This is a genomic window from Gilliamella sp. wkB308 (genome assembly GCF_001690185.1).
Taxonomy (GTDB): Bacteria; Pseudomonadota; Gammaproteobacteria; order Enterobacterales; family Orbaceae; genus Gilliamella; species Gilliamella apicola_I.
The window spans coordinates 53,281-76,345 of record NZ_LZGN01000022.1 but is presented as its reverse complement, the minus strand read 5'-3'; the positions used below and the strand labels follow the sequence as shown (position 1 = coordinate 76,345).

Here is a 23,065-nt window from a genome sequence, read left to right as displayed (position 1 = left end):
ATATAAACCGATATAAAGAGTTGTCGCAGATTAGCGGCTCTGTATAAACATAACGCGTCCGGCTTGGCGTTATGTGCGTCTTATGAGTGTCCGACTGCCATCGGGTCAATTGGTTTGAATATAACATTGTGCGCGGTGCGATTTCGCACCAAATGAAATGAGATAAAAAAACCGCTACAAAAGCGGTTTATGCGGTTTAATCATCACCAACGGCTCGTTGGTAGTAGTTGGTAACCTGTCGATACACGGCATCATGTTCGGGGTGTTTAGGATTCATGTACGCCTCAGATGACATTAATGATGCAATAGTTTCTCTCGATTCCATCGGCTGGGCATTTCTAACGGGTGAATCCTCGCGCATAGTAGCCCCGATATTTGCCAACAGACGTACCACTATTGGATTATTCCCTATGACATCAATCAGCCCTCGATCCTGCTCTGAGGCAAAATGATTAAACGCTCTCACGGCATTTTTTAGTCCTGCGTCAAGTTCGCCCTGATTAGTCCACGTTTTCATCAATTCCTCTCGGCAGGCGTTCATATCATTTTCATCTCGACGATCCAGCGCACTATTAATGACCTCTAAATATTTACTAGCAACCAGATTAATCTGTTCATTAGTAAAACCTAACCCGTGAGCCTGCTCAGCGAATTTTTTAAAATCCTCATCGTTTTTTACCATTTCGGGGGTGAGGTTTTCCGGTAATCCTAGATCCGCTGGTTTGAAATCGATTTTATACCCGTCCGGATTGTCTGGCACAATTCCGCCAGTTTCGCCCATTTTTTTAGATAGGTGTTTGTATCCCTCTAACAGTTTACGGGTCGATTCGTCGCGGTTAACTGTTCCGTCCGGGTTTTTTACAGTATATTTATCCGGGAACGCGAGGAGTTCATCCGTGGTCTGATTTTCTCCAGCCTGATCATTTTGAGCCGATGAGAGCATCGACGGTTGAGTTTCTGGCGCTGGTTGCCCCTGAGCCTCACCAGTAGATAGCGAATTATCCACCGTGGTGGTGTCAGTAGACACGGCTCCCATCCCCCCAGCATCACTACCGCCGACATTATCCAAATTTTGTAATTCATATTTAATTCCTGTAAACATTTTTATTTTTCCTCAGTGTTTTTTTTTGCTATATTGATTTGAGCAATGATGTGTTTGATAACGGATGCCTGCCCCAATCTGTACGCTGTTTCTCGTCCGCCCGGATCGTTTGCAATAAATTCACCGTTGGCGTGTCCGAATTTTTTCATCAGATCATGCATTACCTCTAAACCTGCCGACTGAGGTAACCCGAATAATTTCTCGTATTCAAAACAAATTTGATTAATTGGCATGAGCATCAGCCCTCGCCTGTTCGGTTGCGCTAACCATACCTATCTGATTTTGCATTGCCTGCATCTCCTGCGCCTCTGCTGCTCTGGCTCTCTCCTCTCTCAATTTTTTTACCTCCTGCGGATTTCGTATAATATCTACAATATTTTGTTTTTCGGCTAACTGTCGTACCGCCTCGTCAGTATCAATGTTATCGACCGCCGACGGGGCTATCTGCATAACACCGCCAACCTGCCCAATAAAACGCTCTATTGCTGCAATTTGTGATTCTCGTTGCGCCTGTGCCAGTGGGGATAAATATTTTATGTTGTAGGCTCGTTCTGATAATGTTTCCGGTAACTCTATCCAACCGTTACGAAACGCTATACCAAAACAACGCAGAACTAAAACCTGTAACCACTCAGAATTGAGCCGACCAAAAACGGGTCCTAACAACTGTCGCAGATATTGCAATCTAACGTGAAACTCAGTGGCTGTACGTACACCACTATCAATCGGGGGGAGTTGATCCGCCATCAATGTAGCTCGTATCTCGTTTTGTAATCGATCCTCCTGTGAGAACGTCACATTAAAATTACTCGACGATGACAGTGGTTTGATGTGATCCGTTGATGCAGCTAACACTATGCCGCCACCCTCAATAGACATCATGTCGGGGTTAAATACACCATCATCCTGCGCAACCCACATACCAGCAGCGGCAATACTTAAACCTAACTTTTCTAACCGTTTTAGCTCATTTAACTCTTTGATAGCGGGCAGCGCATCATAGACCAGCCCGACACCGTACGCGCTCTCTCGTTGTCGTTGCCAGCGAGGGAAACACACGGGAAACTCATGATATCCGCTCTCCCGTATAATTTTTTTATTATCAACGTCAATATGGTAGCTGAGAAACGGCATATCGCGTTGAAACGGCGACCCCGGCACATAATCGGTACGAGGTGCGATATAGTGAATAAATTTGTAAATCGTATTCGGTTTTTTAGCTGCGTCCGATTGAATTTTAGCGCTAACCTCGTTACCAAATTCAGTCACCGCCTGCTCGGCAGTCATTGAGTAACAATGATAAATCGTATCGATAACGCCGTCCCGACGCGTTGACGAAACAAACACATCGGCTAGATTCCACTGTTCAAACGAGTATCCCGTACCGTCCTCGTTATCCGTGATATAGGTTGCAGATTGACCGGCGACAACATTATCGATCATACTCTCCACTGCCTCACTGTCGTAATTAGAGGAGTGAATTTTTTTAAATATAATTTCAGACGCTCGTTGTAGCGCCTCTGCCTCGTCGTTGTCCACGTCGTCAATAACCAAATCAAACCAACGCGCATTAGCTGGGGTCATGCCTCCAACAATGATTGAGGCAATATCTCGTGTGCCTCGTGTCCCCTCGGTGGTTAGCAGATCGGCGACCCTGTTTTTGGATTGGTCAGCACTAAAAACATGACCCGACAAACCCGACGCCCGTATCGGGAACGTATGGTTATAGCAGTCAAGCCAAACTGTTTCTAATGCCGCTCTCTCACTGCGCAGTTTGTTGGAGCGCTCAATAATTTTATCCGCTGTCTGCTGGGTCATCTATTCACCTAGTAATTTTTTAGCCACCTGCGCCGTTCCGACATCTGATGTTGTCGCACCCGTAGATAACAAACTACGATTTTTTTTTCTGGCTAACGCGGCATTTGCAACCATCTGTTTTTTATCAACTTCTTCTTGAGCGGTATCCTGTGGGGGCGTGATATTGTTAACAATTTTAGCGGGTCCGTTGCTGCCGCCTCCTAACAATTCGTTAGCCATTTTACCGGCTGGTCCCAGCATTTTGCCTACCACTCGCCCAATTCCTCGACCGCTCATGATTTTTTACTCCCGTTTTTAGAGCCGACAACATAACCTCGTTCTGTTAATTTCACGCCCGGAGAATTGAGAGGGGTGTTTTTACGTTCATTAACGTTGATGCCTGTCAAATCGATATTACGAGCATGTGCCGCCTGTGTCTGCACCTGTGATTTAATTGCGTCCAGTGCTGCGGTAGCCTCACCTAACGAGTTTTCGATTAGCGATTTTGTATCGAGTAAATCATTGATACACGTCTGCGCTCGCTGTTTGTCCTCGTCTGTTGCTGTCTCACTATCAACGGTCAATTGGTATTTAGCGATAGCCTCGTCAATCGTTTTTATTTTGTCCTCAATTTGGGTTACCTGTTCCTGTGAATGATTTAACTCGTCACTGGTCGAGCCGGGAGTTTCAATGCGTTGTGTTTGCTGTTTAGACATGGTTTTTTCTCCTGTTAAATAGCGTCGGCGGAGTTGCGTTAGGGTGGTTGATTGATTTACGCCACTGTTCAATTAGTGCTACACCTGTAGAATATTTAGGCTCAATATCAAACGATCGCATACGTATAACTGACGTTTTACTAATCCCTATCCGTCGGGCTATTCGTTCGAACGTCATTGAGCTATCGCTACGCAATATATCGTTGATTATACGAGACCAATCTATCCTCACTCACACCCCGTCCTCGGCTATATTTTTAATTTGCAGGGTGTTTATAACACAACGAGCCGTTCACAATCCCGATCGTTTTCGTGTGGTGCATGGGTGAATTACAGGGTGGGGTAAATTAGATTAGTGATTAACTGATGATTGGATATAAAAAAATGCGCATAGGTTAATATGCGCATGAAAAAAATGGAGTACAAAAAACAACAGCTATACCTAGTAAAATCTGCTATTTAATGTCTAAACCATATTATCGGATATTCTCGTTATGTCAATTTTTATTTTCAGCCAATAGAGAATATAAATATTCGGCTCTAATCATGGCGGCTGTTTTACCAGCACCTCGTCCCCGAAACGGATACCTAACGCGCGCGCGTGCGAGAGACGAGTGTTTTATTGTGTTATTGTTATTTGTTATCCTCTAGGCTCTGTCCGAATTTTATAACCCACCGCGCATGACCGGGTGATTTAGGGTATAGGATTTTAGTTTTCAAACAAAACAACTGATACACCGCTCTGTTCATTTTTCTCTCCCCTAACTCCCATTTTTGCCACGTTCTAACATCTACGTAAACCATATCGGCGCATTGTTTCTGAGTTAGTCCAAAATCCTCACGAACCGATTTTACCTCCTCGGCAGCAATGTGTCTCGCCGCAGCCCCGTCCGTATACTCGCTCGTTCCAATATTGAACTCCAACCCTATATGAAATCCCCAATCCCATATCGTGTGAAACGGAGGCGGGTCTGTTAATTCGCGGCACATTAACGAAATTTCGTCACAAAAATACGATAGGTTGATTTTTTTGTTAGCGTAGGCGATTGCCTCGATTACACCGACATAATTCGAATAAATTTTAAATATATCGCCGTGCCGCTTGGCGTTAAATAGTTCATTCAATCGGTTACGCGCATGGTTACCTACAGCTCTATTAGCCATAAAAATAGTCCCGACCGCATAACCAACCCCGTAGCTGTTGGTATCGTTAATATTTTTTATAATTGCGTATTTGACCAGACCCAACAAACAACTCAAATAAACAAAATTATTCGAACCCGAATCAATGCCGTTTGATAGTAAAAAATTCACGATATCACTGTCCGCCTGAGCGTCATCTATAGTTTTTGGTTTTTTCTGCGTAAAATTGATAGAACAAAATTTTTTCAAAACGTCGTCATCTATCAAATTATGATCATTAATTTTCATAATAAAAATCTCCATGTTATATAAATTCCCCTCCAATAATATGCCCGTTGGGCGTTAGTGTCAACAAAATTTTTACAATTTTTTTACAGCACAAAATGCTAAAAAATAATTATTGACACACGCCCAATGGGCGTATAAAATTCACTCCAACATCAGATTACGCCCATTGGGCATATTAATAAAATGATATTACATCGCTAACTATACAGTGATTTATTTAAAATTTGAAAAATGGAGATTGAATTATGAACACACAAATAAACGAGGTTTACGGAAAATTAAACGCAGACGGTAATGTTTCGCTACTATACGCTAACGATGGTTACCCCGTTACACGTCTAGATACTGCGGGGTTTGGAACTCTCTATCCTGTTGATAGTGACGTGAGTACCTGTTATGAGCATCCTGAGGGGATAGTTGTAACACTGTCTGACTGTCACCGCCTAAAAATTGACGTCGAGAACAAAATAGGCAATTTAGTTGTAGATTACAACGAACGTTGGCGAAATTATTAATATCAGATATCAGTCCCTCGTATAGCGAGGGATTTTTTTTGCATTCAAATTAGAGAAATTAACACCGTGATTGTTCCCACATTTCAATTAGCCTAACCCCCCGATCGTAGCTGGGTGTAGATCCGTTTTTCCACAAAATAACGGTTGAGGCGCTAACGTTTAAACGTCGAGCCACCTCGCGCCCCGATATCCCGGAGCGGTTTAAATCGTTCAAAATGTCAAACCAGTTAATTTTTTTCATGTAAAAATCTCTAATTTATTTGTATTTTTCGCCCAAATCCATCAACAGGAAAATAATCGACATTAACAACGCTACAATAACCTGCCCAAATTGCCTATCGTCTGGCAATAGGTTGGTGACTGAGGCAAAAATTAATAGAATAATTGCTAAAATTTTGTACATAACTAACGCCTATCGATTAGTTGTTTTTATCACGTCTATTAAACTCAATAAACGCCAAAAATACCGTTATTGGTAACGTGACAATAAACGCCAAACACTCCAACACAACAATAACCGTTGACATAAAAACAACAAACCCAGTAATAAATGTCACTATTAGCAACGTTGCCAACATCTCCAACACTGAAAATATAGAAACTATAAAATTTTTCATCACGAAACCCTCACACATTGAAAATTACGCACCTCAACCGGCACTCTATTACGAGCAAACCCCTGCCCGACAACCCCTAATGATTTAATTAATGATTTTTCAGTCATTTTTTCGTCACTACAGCGCCAAATATAGCCCCACTCCTGCCAGTTTTTTTTGACGTCTGCCGTGATTATATATTTTTGTTTTTTTGCCATTTTTTGCATCCTCATTATCATTATGTTTTTTTGATTTTTTTTATTGGTTTTCTATCTATTAACAACGCAATAGCATTGTATGTTGCAATCAGATCATTTAAATTTTCATTCCACCGCCCACATTTTACGTAACCGTTAAATTTTTGTTTATAATCAGCGATTAATTCATCTAATCTATCTGCAACATCGTGTAATAAATCGATATTAACTAGGATTTCATTTTGCTCAGCCATTTTTGTATAAAACCTCTCAATTTTTCTCGTTCAATTTCTGTTAATTTTTCAGCCCGTGTTTTCATGTCGTATTTAATTTTTGCGACATTCGAGCCGGGTTTTCTAATCGCTACCACGTAGTCGTGGGCGATTTTGTCCAGCATGTGATATTGCCCCAGTTTGCAATGATTCACCCAGTTTTTACTGCCTATAACTCTCCCAGTTGAAGACAATTTCCACCCCTCCACCGTCCCGCATTCGGTCAATTACTCGCTCGCCGATAATTTCGGCTAGTCGTTCACGTGTCTCGTTGCTAATTAGAATTGTCGGGCGCATTTGTTCGTAGCGAGTGTTAATAATCTCGAATATGATCATCTGCTCTGAGTTGGTCCCGTACTGTACGCCCACCTCGTCAATAACTAACAATTGAGGGGTTGAAAAATGATTAATTACATCGGTTTCAGATTTCGCGGAGTTGCTCCCCCACGTCGATCGAAACTCCCGAATAATTTTATTTACTGAGGTTATTACCGCACTGTGTTGGTGTTTCTCAATCACTGTTTTGACAATTGATACAGCCAGATGATTTTTTCCTGTACCGGGAGAGCCGATCATTACCATCCCGCCACCGTTTTTTAATCGGTCCAGCCATTTATCGGCGAACGCTCTACACAGCCGTAGATTTTTCTCCGCAGACGGGTTAGGCGGATAATAATTTTCAAACGTGCAGTTTTTAAATCTGGGCGTAATATTTGCCAACGACATTAGGCGATCGATTTCTAAATTTTTGGTTTGTTTCAGCTCGTCGTCGATCTGCTGTTTAATCAGATCAACCCTGTTTTTGGCGCATTTCGGACAAACGGTTTCGGTTTTTATTGAGGACAAAACAGCCAATTTTCTAGACCATTTTTTGTACTCTCCATGTTGTTCACAATGACCTACCGATTCAACAACCGTAACCCCGTCCAATCTACCTAAACCGTTAACGCTGTTTTCGAGGTCAATCTCTGCCAGTTTTAGAGATTTTAATAAAACACTGCTCATTGGCTCACCTCGTTAAACCACGTAGGTACGGTTGTTTCACCGTAATCTAGATTTTTAAAATTACTGGCGGTCACGGTGGTTTTATTGGATGTTGTCGAGGATTTGCACGGGAATAATCCCTGCCACCCGTTCATGATCGATTGATTAATTACCGCCTCAGCGTCTGGCTGAGATTCCAGCATTTTGGACTGTGCAATCCACGATTTAGGCAGTAATTTTTGTTTTTTGGTGTTTTTGTATTCAATCCAACTAACCCAAATTTCACGCGATACGTTTTTGGGTTTCACGGAAATCGGATCGAACGAATTTTTTTTGTTTGTTTTTTTATTATTATTCTCTGTAGTAATCTCTGTAGTAATCTCTGGTAATGGTCCGGTCAATTTGACCGGTTGCATTTGGTCATTTTGACTGATTGCATTTGTGCAATTTGACTGATTGCATTTGTCAATTTGACTAAATGCATTTGTTGAATCTGTTGCATCAGTGCAATCTGATAAATTGCAAACGTCAATTTGACTAAATGCATTTTTCACTACACGGTCGAGCGATTCGTAATCAATTGAATACCAGCGGGTCCGATCTCGTCTGTCCCGATTATAGTTACCAATAAATAACAAACCCTGCTCGTTTAAATTTTTAATAGTTCGGTTTATTGTCGATTCGCTCCAGAATGGGAATTGTTCGCGCCATTGGCTGATGCTGTTATAAATCCACGTTTTGCCGTCAATATTGTGCTCAGATTTTCTAATCCAATAATGCATTTGCTGCAAAATCATAGCCTCGTTTAAACCAATAGCAACGGCTAATTCGCGGTCAATCACTAATGGGTTTTCATTAAATAAATATTTCATTGTGTTATTCCTGGTCTACAGCCTAATAACGGATTGATTTTGATCTTTCTTTAGCGTATTCACGAGCCTCACGTAAACAATCGTCAAAAATTCGTCCCCGCCGTGTTGCCTGTACTCGATTGTTATATTCATCAACGCCAGCATGAGCTGCTGCCGATGCAATTCTGTTGCTGTAGCCCTCGTTTTCTAAAATTTTTTTTATGTTTTTGTAAACAAAATCATTTGGACCCATTTTTTACCGTCCTCAACGTATAGTAAAAACAAATTTTTTTGGTATTTTCATTAGTTTTGTGATATTTGTGTTTAACGTAACCCAGTTTAAATAAACGACCGGTTTCGCGTAGTCTCGCGCTAATTGCTGGCGCAGTATCAAACTGATTAAATCGCCGTTTAATTTCGTGCTGGATGTTGTCGAGCGTTCGATATTCTCCGTCACTACAGACGGCAATAACGCGTTCTAGCTGTGATTTTGGGTTGGTTGTTTGCATGGTTATTTGCCGTCACTCAACCATTTGGGAGAGCAACCTAATGCCTGCGCAATTTCTACAATATATTTAGGTTTAGCAACGCGCCCTCTTTCAATAGAATTGATTGCCTGTTGTGTAATTCCTGCTCTAGATGCGAGCTCTCGTTGTGTTAACCCACGTTTTAATCGAATTTTTTTTAATTTTTCTGCGATATTCATAATCCCCTCGTCAATACAATTCAAATACATCTACAGTTGTATGATATATACAATTACAATTGTTTGTCAAATACAATATTATTTGTATTCTATTAATAACCAAAACGTGGAGATAAAAATGGATCTGGCAAACAGAATAAAAACAAGGCGAACACAATTAAATTTAACACAAACTGAATTAGCCAAATTGGCTGGCACAACCCAACAAAATATTGCAAAAATGGAAAAAACACCGGGGGAACAAACAACATCCCTGATTGTGCCCCTGTCTATTGCACTAAAATGCGATGCGCAATGGCTTGAATACGGTACGGGAGATACCTCTAATTATCTAATAAAAAAACCGAATTCGTTTTATATTGAGGTTCTCGATGTTACCGCTAGCGCAGGCGTTGGCTATCTAAACTCGGATGTTGAACAGGTGATTAAATTAGTTGAATACGATTCAGAACAGGCAAAAATATTATTTAGGGGAGTTGACGCGGATAATTTAAAAATTATCAATATTTCCGGGGATTCCATGCAAGGCACTTTCGATAGTGGCGATTCAATTTATGTGGATGTTTCTAAAAAAGAATTTAATGGTGATGGCATATATGTATTTACATTTGGTAAAAGTTTATATGTAAAACGCCTCCAAATAATCAAAAATAAACTAATAGTTATATCTGATAATAAAAAATACAAAGAATGGGACATAACAGAAGAAGAAATCGATCAACTTTATATACATGGGAAAGTCATGTTGAGCCAATCAATGCAATTAAAGAAGCATGGATAATTTAAAATCAAGTTAAAATCAATTTAAAATCAAAACACTAAATACAAGATTTTATAAAAATCTTGTATTTTTCTTTGCTCTCACACCTCATAATCGCAACACAAACCGCACAAAAAATAATCAATTAAACATAAAAACAACTAAAAATACAATTATAGTTGTTTACAATATACAATTATAGTTGTATTATACACCCATCGAAACAAATCGAGTTAACAACAAAATTAAACAATACTACGAGTTATTTAATTAGTTAATAAGATTCAAGTAGCTAGCCGGGGCATATGAAAGTACGGCGGTTTTGGAAGAAATTTTTAATCACAATTTTATGTGATCGCTCTTTAAAAATTAGGAAATACAGAACAGTGCAAAACAACCAGAAAATAGAGGCGGCTACTGGTTTAGGGGAGATTCCGCCTAGTGGGTGACTGGATGAATTGTGCAGGTAAACCACCGCGCAGGCTGAAAGGTCTGCACCTCACCTATTTAAATTAAATAATTTTCAACGAGAATTATTTAGTTTGAACGGATTTATGACTGACAGCTCGGAAAGACGGCGCTCCTTTTTTTCATTGCCCTCTATTGAGGGCTTTTTTACAGAATATTTTTAAAACAAATGAGGTGATTTTTATGTTTAGAGTAGGCGATAAAGTTTTTTTAAATAAACATTACCAAGCTGAAGCGTATAGTGAAACAAAGAAAGTGTGGCAAAATGAATCAACATTGTTAGATGTTGATGAAGTTAATGAAACCGTCAGTGGTTGCAAAATCATCGTAAGCGATGGGCGTCGTACGATTGGATGTATACCGCAAGAGTTGATATTCGCAACAAAAGAAGAAATTGAGGCGGACAGAGATAAAAAATGTCTAAACTTCGATTTTGAAAATAATTTCTATGTTTTGGAGCTTAATGACGGTAGCGTTTTTATTGCCACATATTTTTATAACGATAATTTTTATGGGTTAGGGTATGAGGATGATGAAGACTCTTCTTGTATCCTTAAAAAAGATATTAGAAAAATTATTTCAACAATATCAAAGGTATGATTTCAAATCAAAGCGCATTTTTATTGTGAAGTGCGCTTGAGTTTGAATAATGACAGCTCGGAAAGACGGCACTCAATTAGAAATCCTTGCCCTCTACGTGAGGGCTTTTTTTACAGAATATTATTAACAATAAACAGATGCGAGGACATGAACAATGGATGAATTAACACCAAAAAACGCAGAGCAGAAGCACATGATTCAAATTTTATTAGCAAAAATGCAAGGGGTTGATGTTGAAGTTCAAAGGTCAGATGGTGGTTGGTCAACGAGTACCCATGATGTTATCAGTATAGATTTAATCTACCGTATCAAACTCCATGAATTACCAATTAGCAGCGAAATGTGGGCGATGATAGATAAAAAATGGAAATGGGCAGCAAAAGACTATGGCGGTCATGTGTTTTTTTATACAGATAGACCATTTATTTTTGAAGAAGATCTCGATTGGACTTATGAATCTGGTAATGCTTGCGAATGTGCATTAGCGATCAACACAGATGGTATAGACTGGCAAAAATCCCTAACAAAACGCCCTGAGGGGGTATAAATGAAAAAAATACCGATTGACCATGTCGGCTGTAACGTTAATGAGGCAGACCGATTCGATATCGATTACGAACTGAATAGGGCTGAAAAAATATTCAGCTTTTTTTGTATCCTAATTTTAGCGTTCGGTGGATTATTTATGATGTTTCATTGGATGTTTGATATTGCTACGAGGTGAATATGTTGTTAAATACATTAGTAGAAAATTCATCCGAAAAAGCTTATTGCGAAATGATGAAGAATATTGAAAAACAAGATGCCAAAGATGAATGGATTGAAAAAAGAGCTGAAAAACTAATCAAAAACTTTGGTAATGAAAATGATTGGCAAATTATCGAGCAGCTAAAAATAAAACTGGAAAGTAAAAGCATCGATGATGATATTTACAATAAATTTATAACGGATATTTGTTACTCGCAAGCAAAAGCCGACTACACGAAAAAACAAAACAATAAATATTATTAAGGGTTTGAGTATGAACGAAAAAACACATTTTAAAAAAGCTTTTAAATCGCCTTACCTAAGTAGTGCGGATGTTGTGGATGGAATCAATCTAACAATAGCTTGCGTAAAATTAGAAGCTGATAAAACTAAGAAAACAAGAGATTTATTTAATACAGCTTATTTTATTGAAAAAGAGATTAGAAAAGGCGAGCCTTTAAAGCCTATGATTTTAAATGTAACTAATAGCAAACAACTAAGAAGAATTACAAATTCACCATTTATTGATGATTGGGTAAATGTTCCAGTTTATATATATGTTGACAATCAAGTTAAGTTTGGACGTGAAACCACTGAAGGATTAAGAGTGATGCCCTGTAACAGTATCACTATAAAGAAAGAATTAACCCCAAATTCTCCAAGTTGGAATAATGCCAAAGCCGCTTACAAACGGGACGGGAATTTGGATAAAGTTTTACAAAGAATGAATATTTCAGTAGAAAATCAAGAGTTACTAATCAATGAATGCAATAACGAAATGGCATGATGTAAAACAAAATGGTGAAGAATGGGACATCTTAAGGCTTGGGAAAATTACATCATCTAACTTAAGTTTAATAATGGCTAATTATCCTAAGGCTTTCGGTGAATCAGCAAAAAAATACGCAATTAAACTCGCATTAGAGCGCATAAGAAATTGCAAATCAGATAACATTTACACTAATCAACATATGGAGCGAGGGCTTGCACAAGAGCCTATCGCAAGGATGTTATATGAGAATTTGTATTTTACAGAAGTCACAAATGGCGGTTTTTTTGATTGTGGTTATTACGGTGGCAGTCCTGACGGTTTAGTCGGTACGGACGGTGTTATCGAAATAAAATCAGTAATTGATACCGTTCATTATAAAAATCTAAAAAGAGGAGCTATTGACCCGGCTTATAAATGGCAAATTGTCGGCAACCTTGATTGCACAAGCCGCGAATGGTGCGATTTTATTAGTTATTGTTCCGATTTCCCTGAACTTTCACAAATAATTGTTTATAGGATATACAGGGAAGATGTAAAAAAAGAACTTCAAATTCTTTCAGAACGCAGGGAATTATTTAATCGACTTATTCAAAAAATAATCAACGAAATACCACATTATCCGTCCTTGTGACGGTTTTTTACGGAGAATTTTATGGTTTGGTTTAAAAACGCAATTATCTATCAGATTGATAATGATAATAACACATTGCTTAATCGAGATAAGCTTAAAGAAGCTGTCAAGTCGGTACCTTTTACCCCTTGCAGTAGTTTAGATACCGAAAAAATAGGTTGGGTTTCACCGTATAACGACAAGAATCAAAACGATTTTATCATTGATGTGCAAGGTCAACTTTTATTGCGTATAAAAAAAGAAACAAAACTTTTACCGGCTACCGTTATCAAACAAGCTCTACTTGAAAAAATTGATAAACAAGAGCAAGCACTCGGTAGAAAGCCAACTAAAAATGAAAAGGCAAAGTTAAAAGATGAAGTCAAGATCGACCTTATTGCTAGAGCATTTAGCAAATGTACGCATTACTGGGTATGGATAGATACCATAAATAAACGAATTATTCTTGATGCTAGTAGCTTTAAACAAGCGGAAGATATTTTAGCTATCTTACGCAAAGAAATGGGAGCACTTGCACTTTCATTAACGCCACTATCCATTGAAAAACCACTTGAGCAAATCATGACTATTTGGGCAAGGGAAAAGCTGAAATTTGCCCATTTTATATTGGGCGATCAAGCTGAATTAAAAGACCCACTAGAAGGGAACGGGATTATTAGCTGCAAGAATCAAGAAATCACCAGCGACGAAATGATGATACATTTTGATTCGGGTAAATGGATAACAAAAGTAAAAATTTTCGATGAAAGAGGTGTGAATTTTAGCCTTTGTAATAACTACACTTTTAAACAAATCAAATTTGAGCCTAGTATTTTAGATGAAAATGAAGATATTGGTGCGGATGAATTTGATAAAAAATTAGAAGCCGATTTTTTTATCATGGCGAATGTACTATCCAAAACTATCGAGGATATAAAAAATATCCTGGTTAGCATTCCGTAATTTTGATTTGCGTCTGGTATATGCGCGGATAATTAATGTTAGCCATAATGACCCCTCCTTAGGGTTTAGCCCATTAATTTGAAATATACAAGCCCCCCTTTCGTTTCCATGTGACGGTAGTCACGCCGTTGGCGACAGAGTGACACCCGCCCTACTACATCAGAGGTACATTTAAAATATGGCAATCATAAACAAATCACAAACAGATAAACAAAGTAAAGATTTTTGGCGAACGCCACCAGAATTAATCGATGACGCATTGAATCTAATCGGTGCTAGAGGGTTTGATATTGATGTTTGTTGCTCAGATGAAAGCGTTCAAATACCAAGAAGCAGTTGGTGCTTGTTAGAAAATCAAGATGCGTTATCCGATGTAGATTGGTTTTCGGATAATTATTCCGATTGCTCCGGTCCAATTTTCACGACGTCATTTTGTAATCCGCCATTTTCCAAAAAGTGGGAATTTTTTAAGAAAGCGGTTGAGCAAGTGAGCAAGTGGGGGAAGCAGGTTTTAATGGTCTTGCCGTACACTCCAATAACCAAACAATGGCATGAAAACGTACACGGTCAAAACTGCATTATTTATGTTCCTGACGGGCGTTATCAGTATTTATTACCTGACGGCACAAAACCAGTTAATAGCTGTAATTTTGAAACATGTTTAATTTTAATTGTACCGTTTAAATGCGGAAATGTAATAGTTAATTATGAGAGAGGCTTAAATAATGTCTAAATTTATTGAGGTAACAGAAAAAGGCAAAAAAATAGTAATTTGCGTAGGCGTGGGAATGGATATTATTCCGCCTAATGAGTATTTCGATCAGGTAAATATTATGGATCACAATATTGGTCGAAATATATTTGTCGATGAATCCTATGAGGAAATAAAAGCTATGTTGGGGGTGGTTAATGGCTAGATTTACAGGCACTTTTTTAATAACTACAGAAGCAAAATACCAATTTGAAATTGAAGCTGAAACTCAAGAATCGGCATTGTGTCAGTTAGAGGATGAGCCGTTTAGTTACATATCCTCACAAAGAGCTATCAGCGAAACAACGTTTGAAGTAAGCGAGGTTAATTTTGAGAAGCAGGGCAAAATAACTTTTGTTGTATATGCGCAGATTGGCTCATTAAAAAATGAAGAAAGGATTGAAATTGATAAAACTGAATATGAAGCGGTAGGAGATAAGGATGCGTACCAGCAAGAACTGATTGATGCTAATCTCCCTAATCTCGTAGACAGCGGAATATATATAAAGGAGTAAATCATGATTGTTGTAAAAATTGAAAATAAAAATGGTGAAGTCAAATTTACGTTTAATAAACGCGGTAACTCAAACTTTATAGAGGAAAAGGCGCTCTTCGCAATGCTGGAGGGATTAGAAAATTCTAAAAATTTTCATTCTGAAGAGCCAATAACTCAACTGCTGGAGAGTGACAAAGAACAATGATTATGAAATATTTTAGTTATGACCATCACGGTAATGGTGTTGAATATCACGATACAGCAGAAGAAGCGAAAAATCACGCTCAAGAATGCTTGGATTCATATACGCAAAATGGCGGCATTGATGATATTGATATTTGTTGGGGTGAGATAAAAGAGAGAGTACACTCAATCGATGCTGTTCTGGAATTAAAACCAATTGGTGAGGCTGGATGTAATTTTGACAATCTCGATGAATTGAAAGAATCGCTTCTTTTAGTGCTGAATGAGATGCACAAGGTGATGGAGAAGGAGAGAAATTCTTATTCTGTAGACCAAACAATTCAACAGCCGGAGAATAACAATGGCGATTAACACTTTGACAGCAACAGGACACGCCGGACAAGATGCGACATTACGGTATACACAAAACGGTACGGCGATTGGCGAGTTTAGTTTACCTGTTAAGTCCGGGTATGGTGACAAACAAAAAACCGCATGGATAAAATGTGTAATGTGGGGGAAAGTTGCAGAAGGTTATGCTCCGTATATCAAAAAGGGGGATTTAGTTGCGGTTAGCGGGGAGTTCTACATTGAGGAGTGGCAAGCTGAGGGGGTTACCCATTCAAAACCATGTTTACGAGTTTTACAAATCCAAACCTCTAAAAAAGTAAATGCAGAGCAGGACCAGCAAACACCAAACACTCAACCATCGCCACCGCCCGCAATGGAATTCGACGACGATATACCTTTTTAATTCTATTTAATTGCTAACCCAGCCGCTCATGTAGCGGTTTTTTAATTTTTCAAAAAGGTTTTATATGAATGTACTATCACTATTCGACGGCATGAGTTGCGGTCGTGTTGCGCTCGAACGTGCCGATATTCCCGTCTCTAAATATTATGCTAGCGAAATTGACAAATACGCAACACAAGTTAGCCAAAATAATTACCCAGACATAATCCGGCTTGGCGATATAAATAACTGGGAAAACTGGGATATTCCCTGGTCCGATATTGATTTGATATTAGCGGGCTCTCCCTGTCAGGGGTTCTCGTTCGCGGGTAAACAATTAGCATTTGACGACAAACGCTCAGCGTTGTTTTTTAGATTTGCTGAAATATTGGCACACGTTCAGTCTCTCAATCCTGATGTCAGTTTTCTGCTCGAAAACGTTAGAATGAAAAAAGAGTATGAAAACGTGATTACGTCAATTGTAGGCGTTGAGCCGGTCATGATTAATAGTGCGTTGGTATCAGCGCAAAACCGCCAGCGATTGTATTGGTGTAACTGGAATGTAGAACAACCCGCAGATAAAAAAATTTTGTTAAACAGCATTTTGCAAAACCTACCCGACTGCCCGATTGGCATTCGGGTTAGAGATAAATCAAAATCCCTACGAGTTGGGGGGGTAAATTCGCCTGTAGGCAGTAGGCAGGAATGGGATTCACCATACCAAATAATATCAAAAAAAGGCGATTTGAAATTAAATCAGGATAAGTCCGGGTGTTTAACTGCCGGGGGGCATTCAGGTGGAAATCATTCTGATATGGATGTCGTCCATGCTCCACTATCAACGCGCAGGTACTCAACTATCGAGTGTGAACGCCTCCAAACATTACCAGACAACTACACAGCAGGCGTTAGCAATACCCAGCGTTATAAAATGCTGGGTAACGGCTGGACGGTTGATGTTATAGCTCACATTTTAAAACATATGAACAGTATAGTTATTTAGAGAAAGAACACGATGGTAAAACAATTAAACAATAGAGAAACAACACACAAACTGAAAATATTACCAAAACATTTTAGAGATGTAGTAAGTGGCAACAAAAAATTCGAAGTACGCTACAACGATAGAGATTATCACGTAAACGATATATTGATTTTACAAGAATGGAACGATGAAAAATCATTGTTTACAGGTAATTTTATTAGAGTGTGTGTAACTCACATTCTAGATGATGAAAAATATTTACAAAAAGGTTATGTAATACTGAGTATTGCACGAGTTTTGAATCTAACCCGCGATAAGGCGACAGTGGCAAAGGAGAACGAACGTGATCAGTAACACATTAAAAAAATATCAAACTCAGCTAAAAAAATTAAAATCTAAACAGGACGTTATAGGCGCGGAATTAGCGGACTGCCAACAACGTTACAACCAGATTAAAACAGAAATTTTAGAAACGCAAACAAAAATCAACGAGCTATCACACAATAATCAATTAATAGTTAGTGAACATGCAACTATTAGGGTGCTGGAGCGTTTATTTGGAATAGATTTAGGTGAAATTAATCAACAAATAATTGATGACGTTCTGCCGATTTACACAAAATTGGGTGACGGGATTATACCGGTTAAATGCATTGATATGCGTGCGGTGATAAAAAACGGTGTGATAGTAACAATTAAATGAGGTGATTAATGGAAATTATAACCCTAAAAGAAGCTTCACAAATTTCGAAATTATCGTACTCATACCTTTATGAACGAAAAATTGAGTACGGTTTTTCGTCTCAATCTGAATCTCAATCTGAATCTAAAAGAAAAGTTGGCAAATGGTTAGCCTATAAAAAAGAATTTGAAGAAAAGTTTAAATCAATTCATAATGCCAACCGGCTAACCTCTAAGAAAAAGGAGGTAAAAAAATGTCAATTAAAAAGCGAGGCGATGTATGGCACATTGACATCGTCGCACCGGGTGGCAAAAGAATTAGGCGATCTACTGGCACGACCGACAAAAAACAAGCGTTAGAATATCATGATCGATTAAAGGCTGAGTTGTGGGAGATGTCGAGATTAAATAAAAAACCAGAGCGACTTTTTGAAGAGGCGGTTATTTTATTTTTACGAGACGGTCAAGATCAAAAAAGTTTCAAAACAAAACAGTCACGGGCTGAATATTTTTTGAAGCATTTTTCTGGTCGAGAATTATCATCAATCACAGGTGAGGAAATCCGTGAATCTCTACCTGTGAAAGTTGAAAGAACGGGTAAGCCCGTCTCCAATGCGACATTAAACAGATATCGAGCGGACATAATGCGCATGTTTTCATTGGCACACAAATCGGGCTGGATCGTTGCCGTCCCGTATGTACCACGATCCAAGGAGCCGAATGTACGGGTTAGGTGGATAACACGAGAAAAAGCGGTTTTGCTCATTCAGAATCTAAGTCTGGACTGGATGAAAGACGTATGCTCGTTTGCGTTATCAACTGGTGCACGTATGACCGAAATTTTTACGATGACATGGCATAATGTGGATGTAGTTAACAGGATAGCATCAGTCACAAATGATAATGCAAAATCCAGTAAAGCGCGTCCACTGATATTAAACTCCGACGCATTAGCGTTGATACGAAAACGACGTTTAAAAAATGATTGTGAGTATGTTTTTACGCGAGAAACGCTAAAACGAGTTTATGACATTGATCGTCGTGATTTTAATAAGGCGTGTGAATTGTCCGGTATACAGGATTTCACATTTCATGATTTACGTCACACGTGGGCAAGCTGGCATGTTCAAGCGGGTACACCACTCTATACGCTCAAAGATCTTGGCGGATGGGAGACGATAGAAATGGTGAAAAAATACGCCCACTTGAACGCCGAACACTTGCTACAGTACGGCAGTAATGTCACATTTGCGACACAAAGCACAATTGACATTAACGGCACAATTTTACATACAGCATAAAATACTTATAAATCATAACTTTATGGTGGGTTGTGAGGGGATCGAACCCGCGACCAATTGATTAAGAGTCAACTGCTCTACCGACTGAGCTAACAACCCATAAAGTATTTCGAAGTATATAGTAAACTTAATTCAAAAGCAAATTAGCAACACCAATTTTTTTTGTAAAACATTGATATTAATCTTAATATATCGTTTCTTACTTTAACGCCCATATGTTTTAATTGCAAATACAACATATATTATTTTATAGTGGTGGTACTTTATCAACCTTAATAGTGCTCAGTTAATATACAATTTTAGCTATCATCGATAAGCAGTAATGGAGCTAGGTAAAAAATCTCTCGCTAAATTAGCGAGAGATTTTATTGGCAAGATTATAAATTTTTTATCGCAAGATATTGTTCTTGCAACTTGGTTTTATCATCAATATAGCCTTGTTGTTTTTCTTTCTCTTTGGCAACGACTGCTGCCGGTGCTTTATCTACAAAACTAGCATTTGATAATTTACCGGTAATACGGGCTATTTCACCGTCAATACGGGCTATCTCTTTTTCAAGACGCGCTAATTCATCGTCTTTATTAATTAAGCCAGCCATTGGCATTAATAGCTCAGCGCCATCCACCAATTTAGTTACTGACAATGGCCCCGTTTCACCCTCATCTAATAATACTATTTCGGATAATCTGGCTAACGATTCAATGAAATTGATATTATCACTGATGATTCGATGAACTGTAGGCGAAGCTTTACGAATCAATAGTTGCAATGGTTTACTCGGTGCAATATTCATCTCAGCACGAATATTACGAACAGCAATAACCACATCTTTAATCCAGTTAATATCCGCAACGGCTTGGTCATCCGTATGCTTGCTGTCAAATGTAGGCATCGGCTGTAACATAATGGTATCGGCTTCAATCGCCATTAACGGTTTAACACTTTGCCAAATCTCTTCTGTAATAAAAGGAATAATTGGATGCGCAAGTCGTAATAATGCCTCAAGAACGGTGACTAAGGTATGACGGGCAGCACGTTGTTCAGATTGTCCACCATTGGCTAATACTGATTTAGTCAATTCTAAATACCAGTCACAGAACTGATTCCACGTAAATTCATATAAAATATTAGCAGCTAAATCAAATCGATAGGTATCAAAAGCTTCACGATAAGATTTTACAGTTTGGTTAAATTCAGCTAATATCCATTTATCCGCTAATGAGTAAGCCAGATCGCCACCTTTGAAACCACAATCATGTGCTTCGGTGTTCATTAGCACATAACGACTAGCATTCCAAAGTTTATTACAAAAGTTACGATAACCTTCTAAACGTTTTAAATCCCAATTGATATCACGCCCAGTTGATGCAAGCGCCGCTAAAGTAAAGCGTAGTGCATCGGTACCATGTGCTTCTATCCCGTTTGGAAACTGTTTTTCCGTACGTTTGGCTATTTTTTCAGCCAATTGAGGTTGCATCATATTACCCGTACGTTTTTCCAGTAAATCAGCAAGTGATATGCCATCAATCATATCTAAAGGATCAATAACATTTCCTTTAGATTTAGACATTTTTTGCCCTTCTTCATCACGAATCAAGCCTGTCACATAGACTGTTTTGAACGGAACTTGAGGTTTGCCGTTTTTATCTTTAATAAAGTGCATGGTCATCATGATCATTCTAGCTACCCAGAAGAAGATGATATCAAAGCCTGTAACTAAAACATTCGTTGGATGAAAGGTTGCTAAATCATCTGTATTTTCTGGCCAACCTAATGTTGAGAATGTCCAAAGCGCAGATGAAAACCACGTATCAAGCACATCTTCATCTTGAGATAAAATAATATCGTCAGATAAATTATTTTCACGTCGGACTTCTGCCTCATCGCGTCCAACATAAACACGACCTTGCTGATCATACCAAGCAGGAATACGATGCCCCCACCATAATTGACGTGAAATACACCAATCTTGAATATCATTCATCCAAGAAAAGTACATGTTTTCGTACTGTTTTGGTACAAATTGAATATCGCCATTTTTCACCGCATCAATAGCTGGCTCAGCTAACACTTTAGCTCGAACATACCATTGGTCAGTTAACATTGGTTCGATAACAACGCCACCACGATCGCCATAAGGGATGGTTAAATCATGCGGTTCGATTTTTTCTAAAATGGCTTGAGCTTCACATGCAGCAATGACCGCTTTGCGTGCTGCAAAACGCTCTAAATTTTGGAACTCAGACGGAATATCAGTTGAATAGATATCGCTTGTTTCACCATTGGTATCAAAAACTTCAGCTTGTGCACGAATATCACCGTCAAATGTAAAAATGTTGATCATCGGTAATTGATGTCGACGACCGACTTCATAGTCATTAAAATCATGCGCAGGTGTAATTTTTACACAACCTGTACCTTTGGTCATATCAGCATGTTTATCACCAACAATCGGAATACGACGGTTAACAAAAGGTAATATCACATAGTGACCAATTAAATCTTTGTAACGCGGATCTTCAGGATTAACAGCCACACCGGTATCCCCAAATAGCGTTTCGGGGCGAGTAGTTGCAACCACTAAATAGTCTTTGCCATCAGCAGTTTTTGCGCCGTCAGCTAAGGGATAACGCAAATGCCACATAGACCCTTTTACTTCACGATTTTCAACTTCTAAATCTGAAATAGCTGTACGTAACTTCGGATCCCAGTTTACTAAACGTTTACCTCGATAAATTAAATCCTCTTGATAAAGCCTTACAAATACCTCTTTAACGGCATTAGATAAACCTTCATCCATGGTAAAACGCTCTCGATCCCAATCAACCGAATCACCCAAACGACGCATTTGCTTAGTAATGCTTCCCCCTGATTCGGCTTTCCATTGCCAAATTTTTTCAATAAAGGTTTCACGACCATAATCATGACGGGTTTTACTTTCTTCGGCGGCGATTTTACGCTCCACCACCATTTGCGTTGCAATACCGGCATGGTCAGTACCAGATTGCCATAATGTGTTATGACCTTGCATACGATGATACCGGATCAACGCATCCATAATCGTTTGTTGGAACGCATGTCCCATATGTAAACTACCTGTCACATTAGGAGGTGGAATCGCTATGCAATAGCTAGGCTGGGATTTATCACCGTTGGGTTTAAAATAACCGCTCTGTTCCCAATGTTGGTAAATGGGCTGTTCGATTTCTTGTGGATTATAAGTCGAATTTTTCATATAAATGCATTAATCCTAATTCAAGGCATAAAAATGGAACTATTTTACAATAAAATAGAAAAACAATAAATTGGCTTAATACTATCATAAAGTATTAAATTTGCTGTTTGAAAACTTAATGACCAAGCATAATAATACTAGCCATTATGTACATAATATGGGTATTGTTTTCAGATTAAAACCACTTTCTTTATACGTTTTATACCTGTTTCTGGCTAGGGATTTCAATCGTTCATCAACAGGCACAAAATCAATAATATCATGATATAATCCAGAAAATTCAGGGAATTGTTCCTGCAAATTAATCAATAATTGGCGATTGCCACTACTGCGTTTTTGAGGCCAGCAGATTTCAACAGGTGATCCCCCTTTCATTCCTTCGCCGACTAAATTATGTGGAACAAAATTATCGGTATCCAGTTGCCAAAGGTATTCATCGATACGTTCAGCTTGAACTTGATCTTGGCAAGCAACCAACACTCTTTGTTTTGCTTGCCATGCCTCGACAATTTTTTGGCAAGCAAGTTTTTCATAAAACAATATGCCTGTTTCGCTTGCTTCTGTTTGGTTTTCTAACAGATAGAAAATCACTTTTTTCATAAAAATAGTAAT

Annotated in this window: 35 protein-coding genes and 1 tRNA gene; 17 read left to right on the top strand and 19 right to left on the bottom strand. The window is 38.7% G+C overall.

The features are described from left to right. Positions 1-196: 196 nt before the first annotated feature. The 16 genes from A9G10_RS03290 to A9G10_RS03220 all read right to left on the bottom strand — a co-directional run bounded on the left by A9G10_RS03290 (position 197) and on the right by A9G10_RS03220 (position 9,167). Positions 197-1,102 (bottom strand): hypothetical protein, encoded by a 906-nt coding sequence (locus tag A9G10_RS03290; protein ID WP_065558257.1) that lies wholly within the window; start codon positions 1,100-1,102, stop codon positions 197-199. 2 nt (positions 1,103-1,104) lie between these two features. Further along, positions 1,105-1,335, bottom strand: a complete 231-nt coding sequence (locus A9G10_RS03285; protein ID WP_143425942.1) for a Bbp19 family protein — start codon at positions 1,333-1,335, stop codon at positions 1,105-1,107. Then, positions 1,325-2,920, bottom strand: coding sequence for a portal protein (locus A9G10_RS03280; protein WP_065558255.1), 1,596 nt, complete (start codon positions 2,918-2,920; stop codon positions 1,325-1,327). The genes A9G10_RS03285 and A9G10_RS03280 overlap by 11 nt, the downstream gene beginning before the upstream one ends. Further along, positions 2,921-3,196, bottom strand: a complete 276-nt coding sequence (locus A9G10_RS03275) for a hypothetical protein (RefSeq protein ID WP_065558254.1) — start codon at positions 3,194-3,196, stop codon at positions 2,921-2,923. Beyond that, the gene (locus A9G10_RS03270) at positions 3,193-3,615 is read right to left on the bottom strand and encodes a hypothetical protein (RefSeq protein ID WP_065558253.1); all 423 of its coding nucleotides are present in this window, start codon (positions 3,613-3,615) and stop codon (positions 3,193-3,195) included. The genes A9G10_RS03275 and A9G10_RS03270 overlap by 4 nt, the downstream gene beginning before the upstream one ends. Next, complete coding sequence (locus A9G10_RS12570; protein WP_143425941.1) at positions 3,608-3,847, bottom strand: AsnC family protein; 240 nt, start codon at positions 3,845-3,847, stop codon at positions 3,608-3,610. Before A9G10_RS12570 ends, A9G10_RS03270 begins: the two co-directional genes overlap by 8 nt. Before the next feature lie 401 nt (positions 3,848-4,248). Next, positions 4,249-5,046, bottom strand: a complete 798-nt coding sequence (locus A9G10_RS03265; protein ID WP_065558252.1) for a transcriptional regulator — start codon at positions 5,044-5,046, stop codon at positions 4,249-4,251. Positions 5,047-5,817: 771 nt separating this feature from the next. After that, a complete protein-coding gene (locus A9G10_RS12730) occupies positions 5,818-5,964 on the bottom strand; it encodes a hypothetical protein (protein ID WP_179855804.1) in 147 nt (48 codons plus the stop codon). A gap of 16 nt (positions 5,965-5,980) precedes the next feature. Continuing rightward, positions 5,981-6,178 (bottom strand): hypothetical protein, encoded by a 198-nt coding sequence (locus A9G10_RS03255; RefSeq protein WP_065558250.1) that lies wholly within the window; start codon positions 6,176-6,178, stop codon positions 5,981-5,983. Further along, the gene (locus A9G10_RS03250) at positions 6,178-6,375 is read right to left on the bottom strand and encodes a hypothetical protein (RefSeq protein ID WP_065558249.1); all 198 of its coding nucleotides are present in this window, start codon (positions 6,373-6,375) and stop codon (positions 6,178-6,180) included. Before A9G10_RS03250 ends, A9G10_RS03255 begins: the two co-directional genes overlap by 1 nt. Positions 6,376-6,395: 20 nt before the next feature. Beyond that, positions 6,396-6,608 carry a hypothetical protein gene (locus A9G10_RS03245; RefSeq protein ID WP_065558248.1) on the bottom strand — a complete coding sequence of 71 codons (213 nt, stop codon included), beginning with the start codon at positions 6,606-6,608 and terminating at the stop codon, positions 6,396-6,398. A 180-nt stretch (positions 6,609-6,788) separates the two neighbouring features. Continuing rightward, positions 6,789-7,631, bottom strand: coding sequence for an ATP-binding protein (locus tag A9G10_RS03240; protein WP_065558247.1), 843 nt, complete (start codon positions 7,629-7,631; stop codon positions 6,789-6,791). Next, entirely contained in the window at positions 7,628-8,482 is an 855-nt protein-coding gene (locus A9G10_RS03235; RefSeq protein ID WP_065558246.1) for a hypothetical protein, read from the bottom strand. The genes A9G10_RS03240 and A9G10_RS03235 overlap by 4 nt, the downstream gene beginning before the upstream one ends. 22 nt (positions 8,483-8,504) lie before the next feature. Further along, positions 8,505-8,714 carry a hypothetical protein gene (locus A9G10_RS03230; protein WP_065558245.1) on the bottom strand — a complete coding sequence of 70 codons (210 nt, stop codon included), beginning with the start codon at positions 8,712-8,714 and terminating at the stop codon, positions 8,505-8,507. Further along, positions 8,701-8,970 (bottom strand): hypothetical protein, encoded by a 270-nt coding sequence (locus tag A9G10_RS03225; protein WP_065558244.1) that lies wholly within the window; start codon positions 8,968-8,970, stop codon positions 8,701-8,703. The genes A9G10_RS03230 and A9G10_RS03225 overlap by 14 nt, the downstream gene beginning before the upstream one ends. Before the next feature lie 2 nt (positions 8,971-8,972). Further along, positions 8,973-9,167, bottom strand: a complete 195-nt coding sequence (locus A9G10_RS03220; RefSeq protein WP_065558243.1) for a helix-turn-helix domain-containing protein — start codon at positions 9,165-9,167, stop codon at positions 8,973-8,975. A gap of 118 nt (positions 9,168-9,285) precedes the next feature. Between A9G10_RS03220 and A9G10_RS03215 the strand changes: the two genes are divergently transcribed. From A9G10_RS03215 to A9G10_RS03135, 17 genes are all read left to right on the top strand, one after another. After that, a complete protein-coding gene (locus A9G10_RS03215) occupies positions 9,286-9,948 on the top strand; it encodes an XRE family transcriptional regulator (RefSeq protein ID WP_065558242.1) in 663 nt (220 codons plus the stop codon). A gap of 630 nt (positions 9,949-10,578) precedes the next feature. Next, positions 10,579-10,995: a hypothetical protein gene (locus A9G10_RS03210; protein ID WP_065558241.1), complete on the top strand. Its 417-nt coding sequence runs from the start codon at positions 10,579-10,581 to the stop codon at positions 10,993-10,995. Between the two features lie 193 nt (positions 10,996-11,188). Then, positions 11,189-11,542: a hypothetical protein gene (locus tag A9G10_RS03205; protein WP_143425940.1), complete on the top strand. Its 354-nt coding sequence runs from the start codon at positions 11,189-11,191 to the stop codon at positions 11,540-11,542. Positions 11,543-11,721: 179 nt separating this feature from the next. Then, positions 11,722-12,006 carry a hypothetical protein gene (locus A9G10_RS03200; protein WP_065558239.1) on the top strand — a complete coding sequence of 95 codons (285 nt, stop codon included), beginning with the start codon at positions 11,722-11,724 and terminating at the stop codon, positions 12,004-12,006. Positions 12,007-12,016: 10 nt separating this feature from the next. After that, positions 12,017-12,529 (top strand): hypothetical protein, encoded by a 513-nt coding sequence (locus tag A9G10_RS03195; RefSeq protein WP_065558238.1) that lies wholly within the window; start codon positions 12,017-12,019, stop codon positions 12,527-12,529. Then, the gene (locus A9G10_RS03190) at positions 12,504-13,145 is read left to right on the top strand and encodes a lambda exonuclease family protein (RefSeq protein WP_065558237.1); all 642 of its coding nucleotides are present in this window, start codon (positions 12,504-12,506) and stop codon (positions 13,143-13,145) included. Before A9G10_RS03195 ends, A9G10_RS03190 begins: the two co-directional genes overlap by 26 nt. Before the next feature lie 21 nt (positions 13,146-13,166). Next, positions 13,167-14,087, top strand: a complete 921-nt coding sequence (locus A9G10_RS03185; RefSeq protein WP_065558236.1) for a recombination-associated protein RdgC — start codon at positions 13,167-13,169, stop codon at positions 14,085-14,087. Between the two features lie 178 nt (positions 14,088-14,265). Beyond that, on the top strand, positions 14,266-14,820 hold the full coding sequence (locus A9G10_RS03180) for a DNA N-6-adenine-methyltransferase (protein ID WP_065558235.1): 555 nt from the start codon (positions 14,266-14,268) through the stop codon (positions 14,818-14,820). Continuing rightward, entirely contained in the window at positions 14,813-15,004 is a 192-nt protein-coding gene (locus A9G10_RS03175; protein ID WP_065558234.1) for a hypothetical protein, read from the top strand. The genes A9G10_RS03180 and A9G10_RS03175 overlap by 8 nt, the downstream gene beginning before the upstream one ends. Next, positions 14,997-15,353, top strand: coding sequence for a hypothetical protein (locus A9G10_RS03170; protein WP_065558233.1), 357 nt, complete (start codon positions 14,997-14,999; stop codon positions 15,351-15,353). Before A9G10_RS03175 ends, A9G10_RS03170 begins: the two co-directional genes overlap by 8 nt. 3 nt (positions 15,354-15,356) lie before the next feature. Further along, positions 15,357-15,539 carry a hypothetical protein gene (locus tag A9G10_RS03165; protein ID WP_065558232.1) on the top strand — a complete coding sequence of 61 codons (183 nt, stop codon included), beginning with the start codon at positions 15,357-15,359 and terminating at the stop codon, positions 15,537-15,539. Positions 15,540-15,541: 2 nt separating this feature from the next. Next, a complete protein-coding gene (locus tag A9G10_RS03160; RefSeq protein ID WP_065558231.1) occupies positions 15,542-15,889 on the top strand; it encodes a hypothetical protein in 348 nt (115 codons plus the stop codon). Beyond that, the gene (locus A9G10_RS03155; protein WP_065558230.1) at positions 15,879-16,271 is read left to right on the top strand and encodes a single-stranded DNA-binding protein; all 393 of its coding nucleotides are present in this window, start codon (positions 15,879-15,881) and stop codon (positions 16,269-16,271) included. Before A9G10_RS03160 ends, A9G10_RS03155 begins: the two co-directional genes overlap by 11 nt. Positions 16,272-16,335: 64 nt before the next feature. Beyond that, positions 16,336-17,253: a DNA cytosine methyltransferase gene (locus A9G10_RS12880; protein WP_065558229.1), complete on the top strand. Its 918-nt coding sequence runs from the start codon at positions 16,336-16,338 to the stop codon at positions 17,251-17,253. Positions 17,254-17,265: 12 nt separating this feature from the next. Continuing rightward, positions 17,266-17,589: a DUF3850 domain-containing protein gene (locus tag A9G10_RS03145; protein ID WP_065558228.1), complete on the top strand. Its 324-nt coding sequence runs from the start codon at positions 17,266-17,268 to the stop codon at positions 17,587-17,589. Beyond that, entirely contained in the window at positions 17,579-17,938 is a 360-nt protein-coding gene (locus tag A9G10_RS03140; RefSeq protein ID WP_065558227.1) for a hypothetical protein, read from the top strand. Before A9G10_RS03145 ends, A9G10_RS03140 begins: the two co-directional genes overlap by 11 nt. 232 nt (positions 17,939-18,170) lie before the next feature. Next, a complete protein-coding gene (locus A9G10_RS03135) occupies positions 18,171-19,217 on the top strand; it encodes a tyrosine-type recombinase/integrase (protein WP_065558226.1) in 1,047 nt (348 codons plus the stop codon). Between the two features lie 23 nt (positions 19,218-19,240). On the opposite strand, the gene A9G10_RS03130 is transcribed toward A9G10_RS03135, so the two are convergent. From A9G10_RS03130 to A9G10_RS03120, 3 genes are all read right to left on the bottom strand, one after another. Continuing rightward, positions 19,241-19,316 (bottom strand) — tRNA-Lys (locus tag A9G10_RS03130). Between the two features lie 278 nt (positions 19,317-19,594). Then, entirely contained in the window at positions 19,595-22,453 is a 2,859-nt protein-coding gene (locus A9G10_RS03125; protein ID WP_065558225.1) for a valine--tRNA ligase, read from the bottom strand. Positions 22,454-22,597: 144 nt separating this feature from the next. After that, positions 22,598-23,053, bottom strand: coding sequence for a DNA polymerase III subunit chi (locus A9G10_RS03120; RefSeq protein ID WP_065558224.1), 456 nt, complete (start codon positions 23,051-23,053; stop codon positions 22,598-22,600). Between the last annotated feature and the right edge of the window lie 12 nt (positions 23,054-23,065).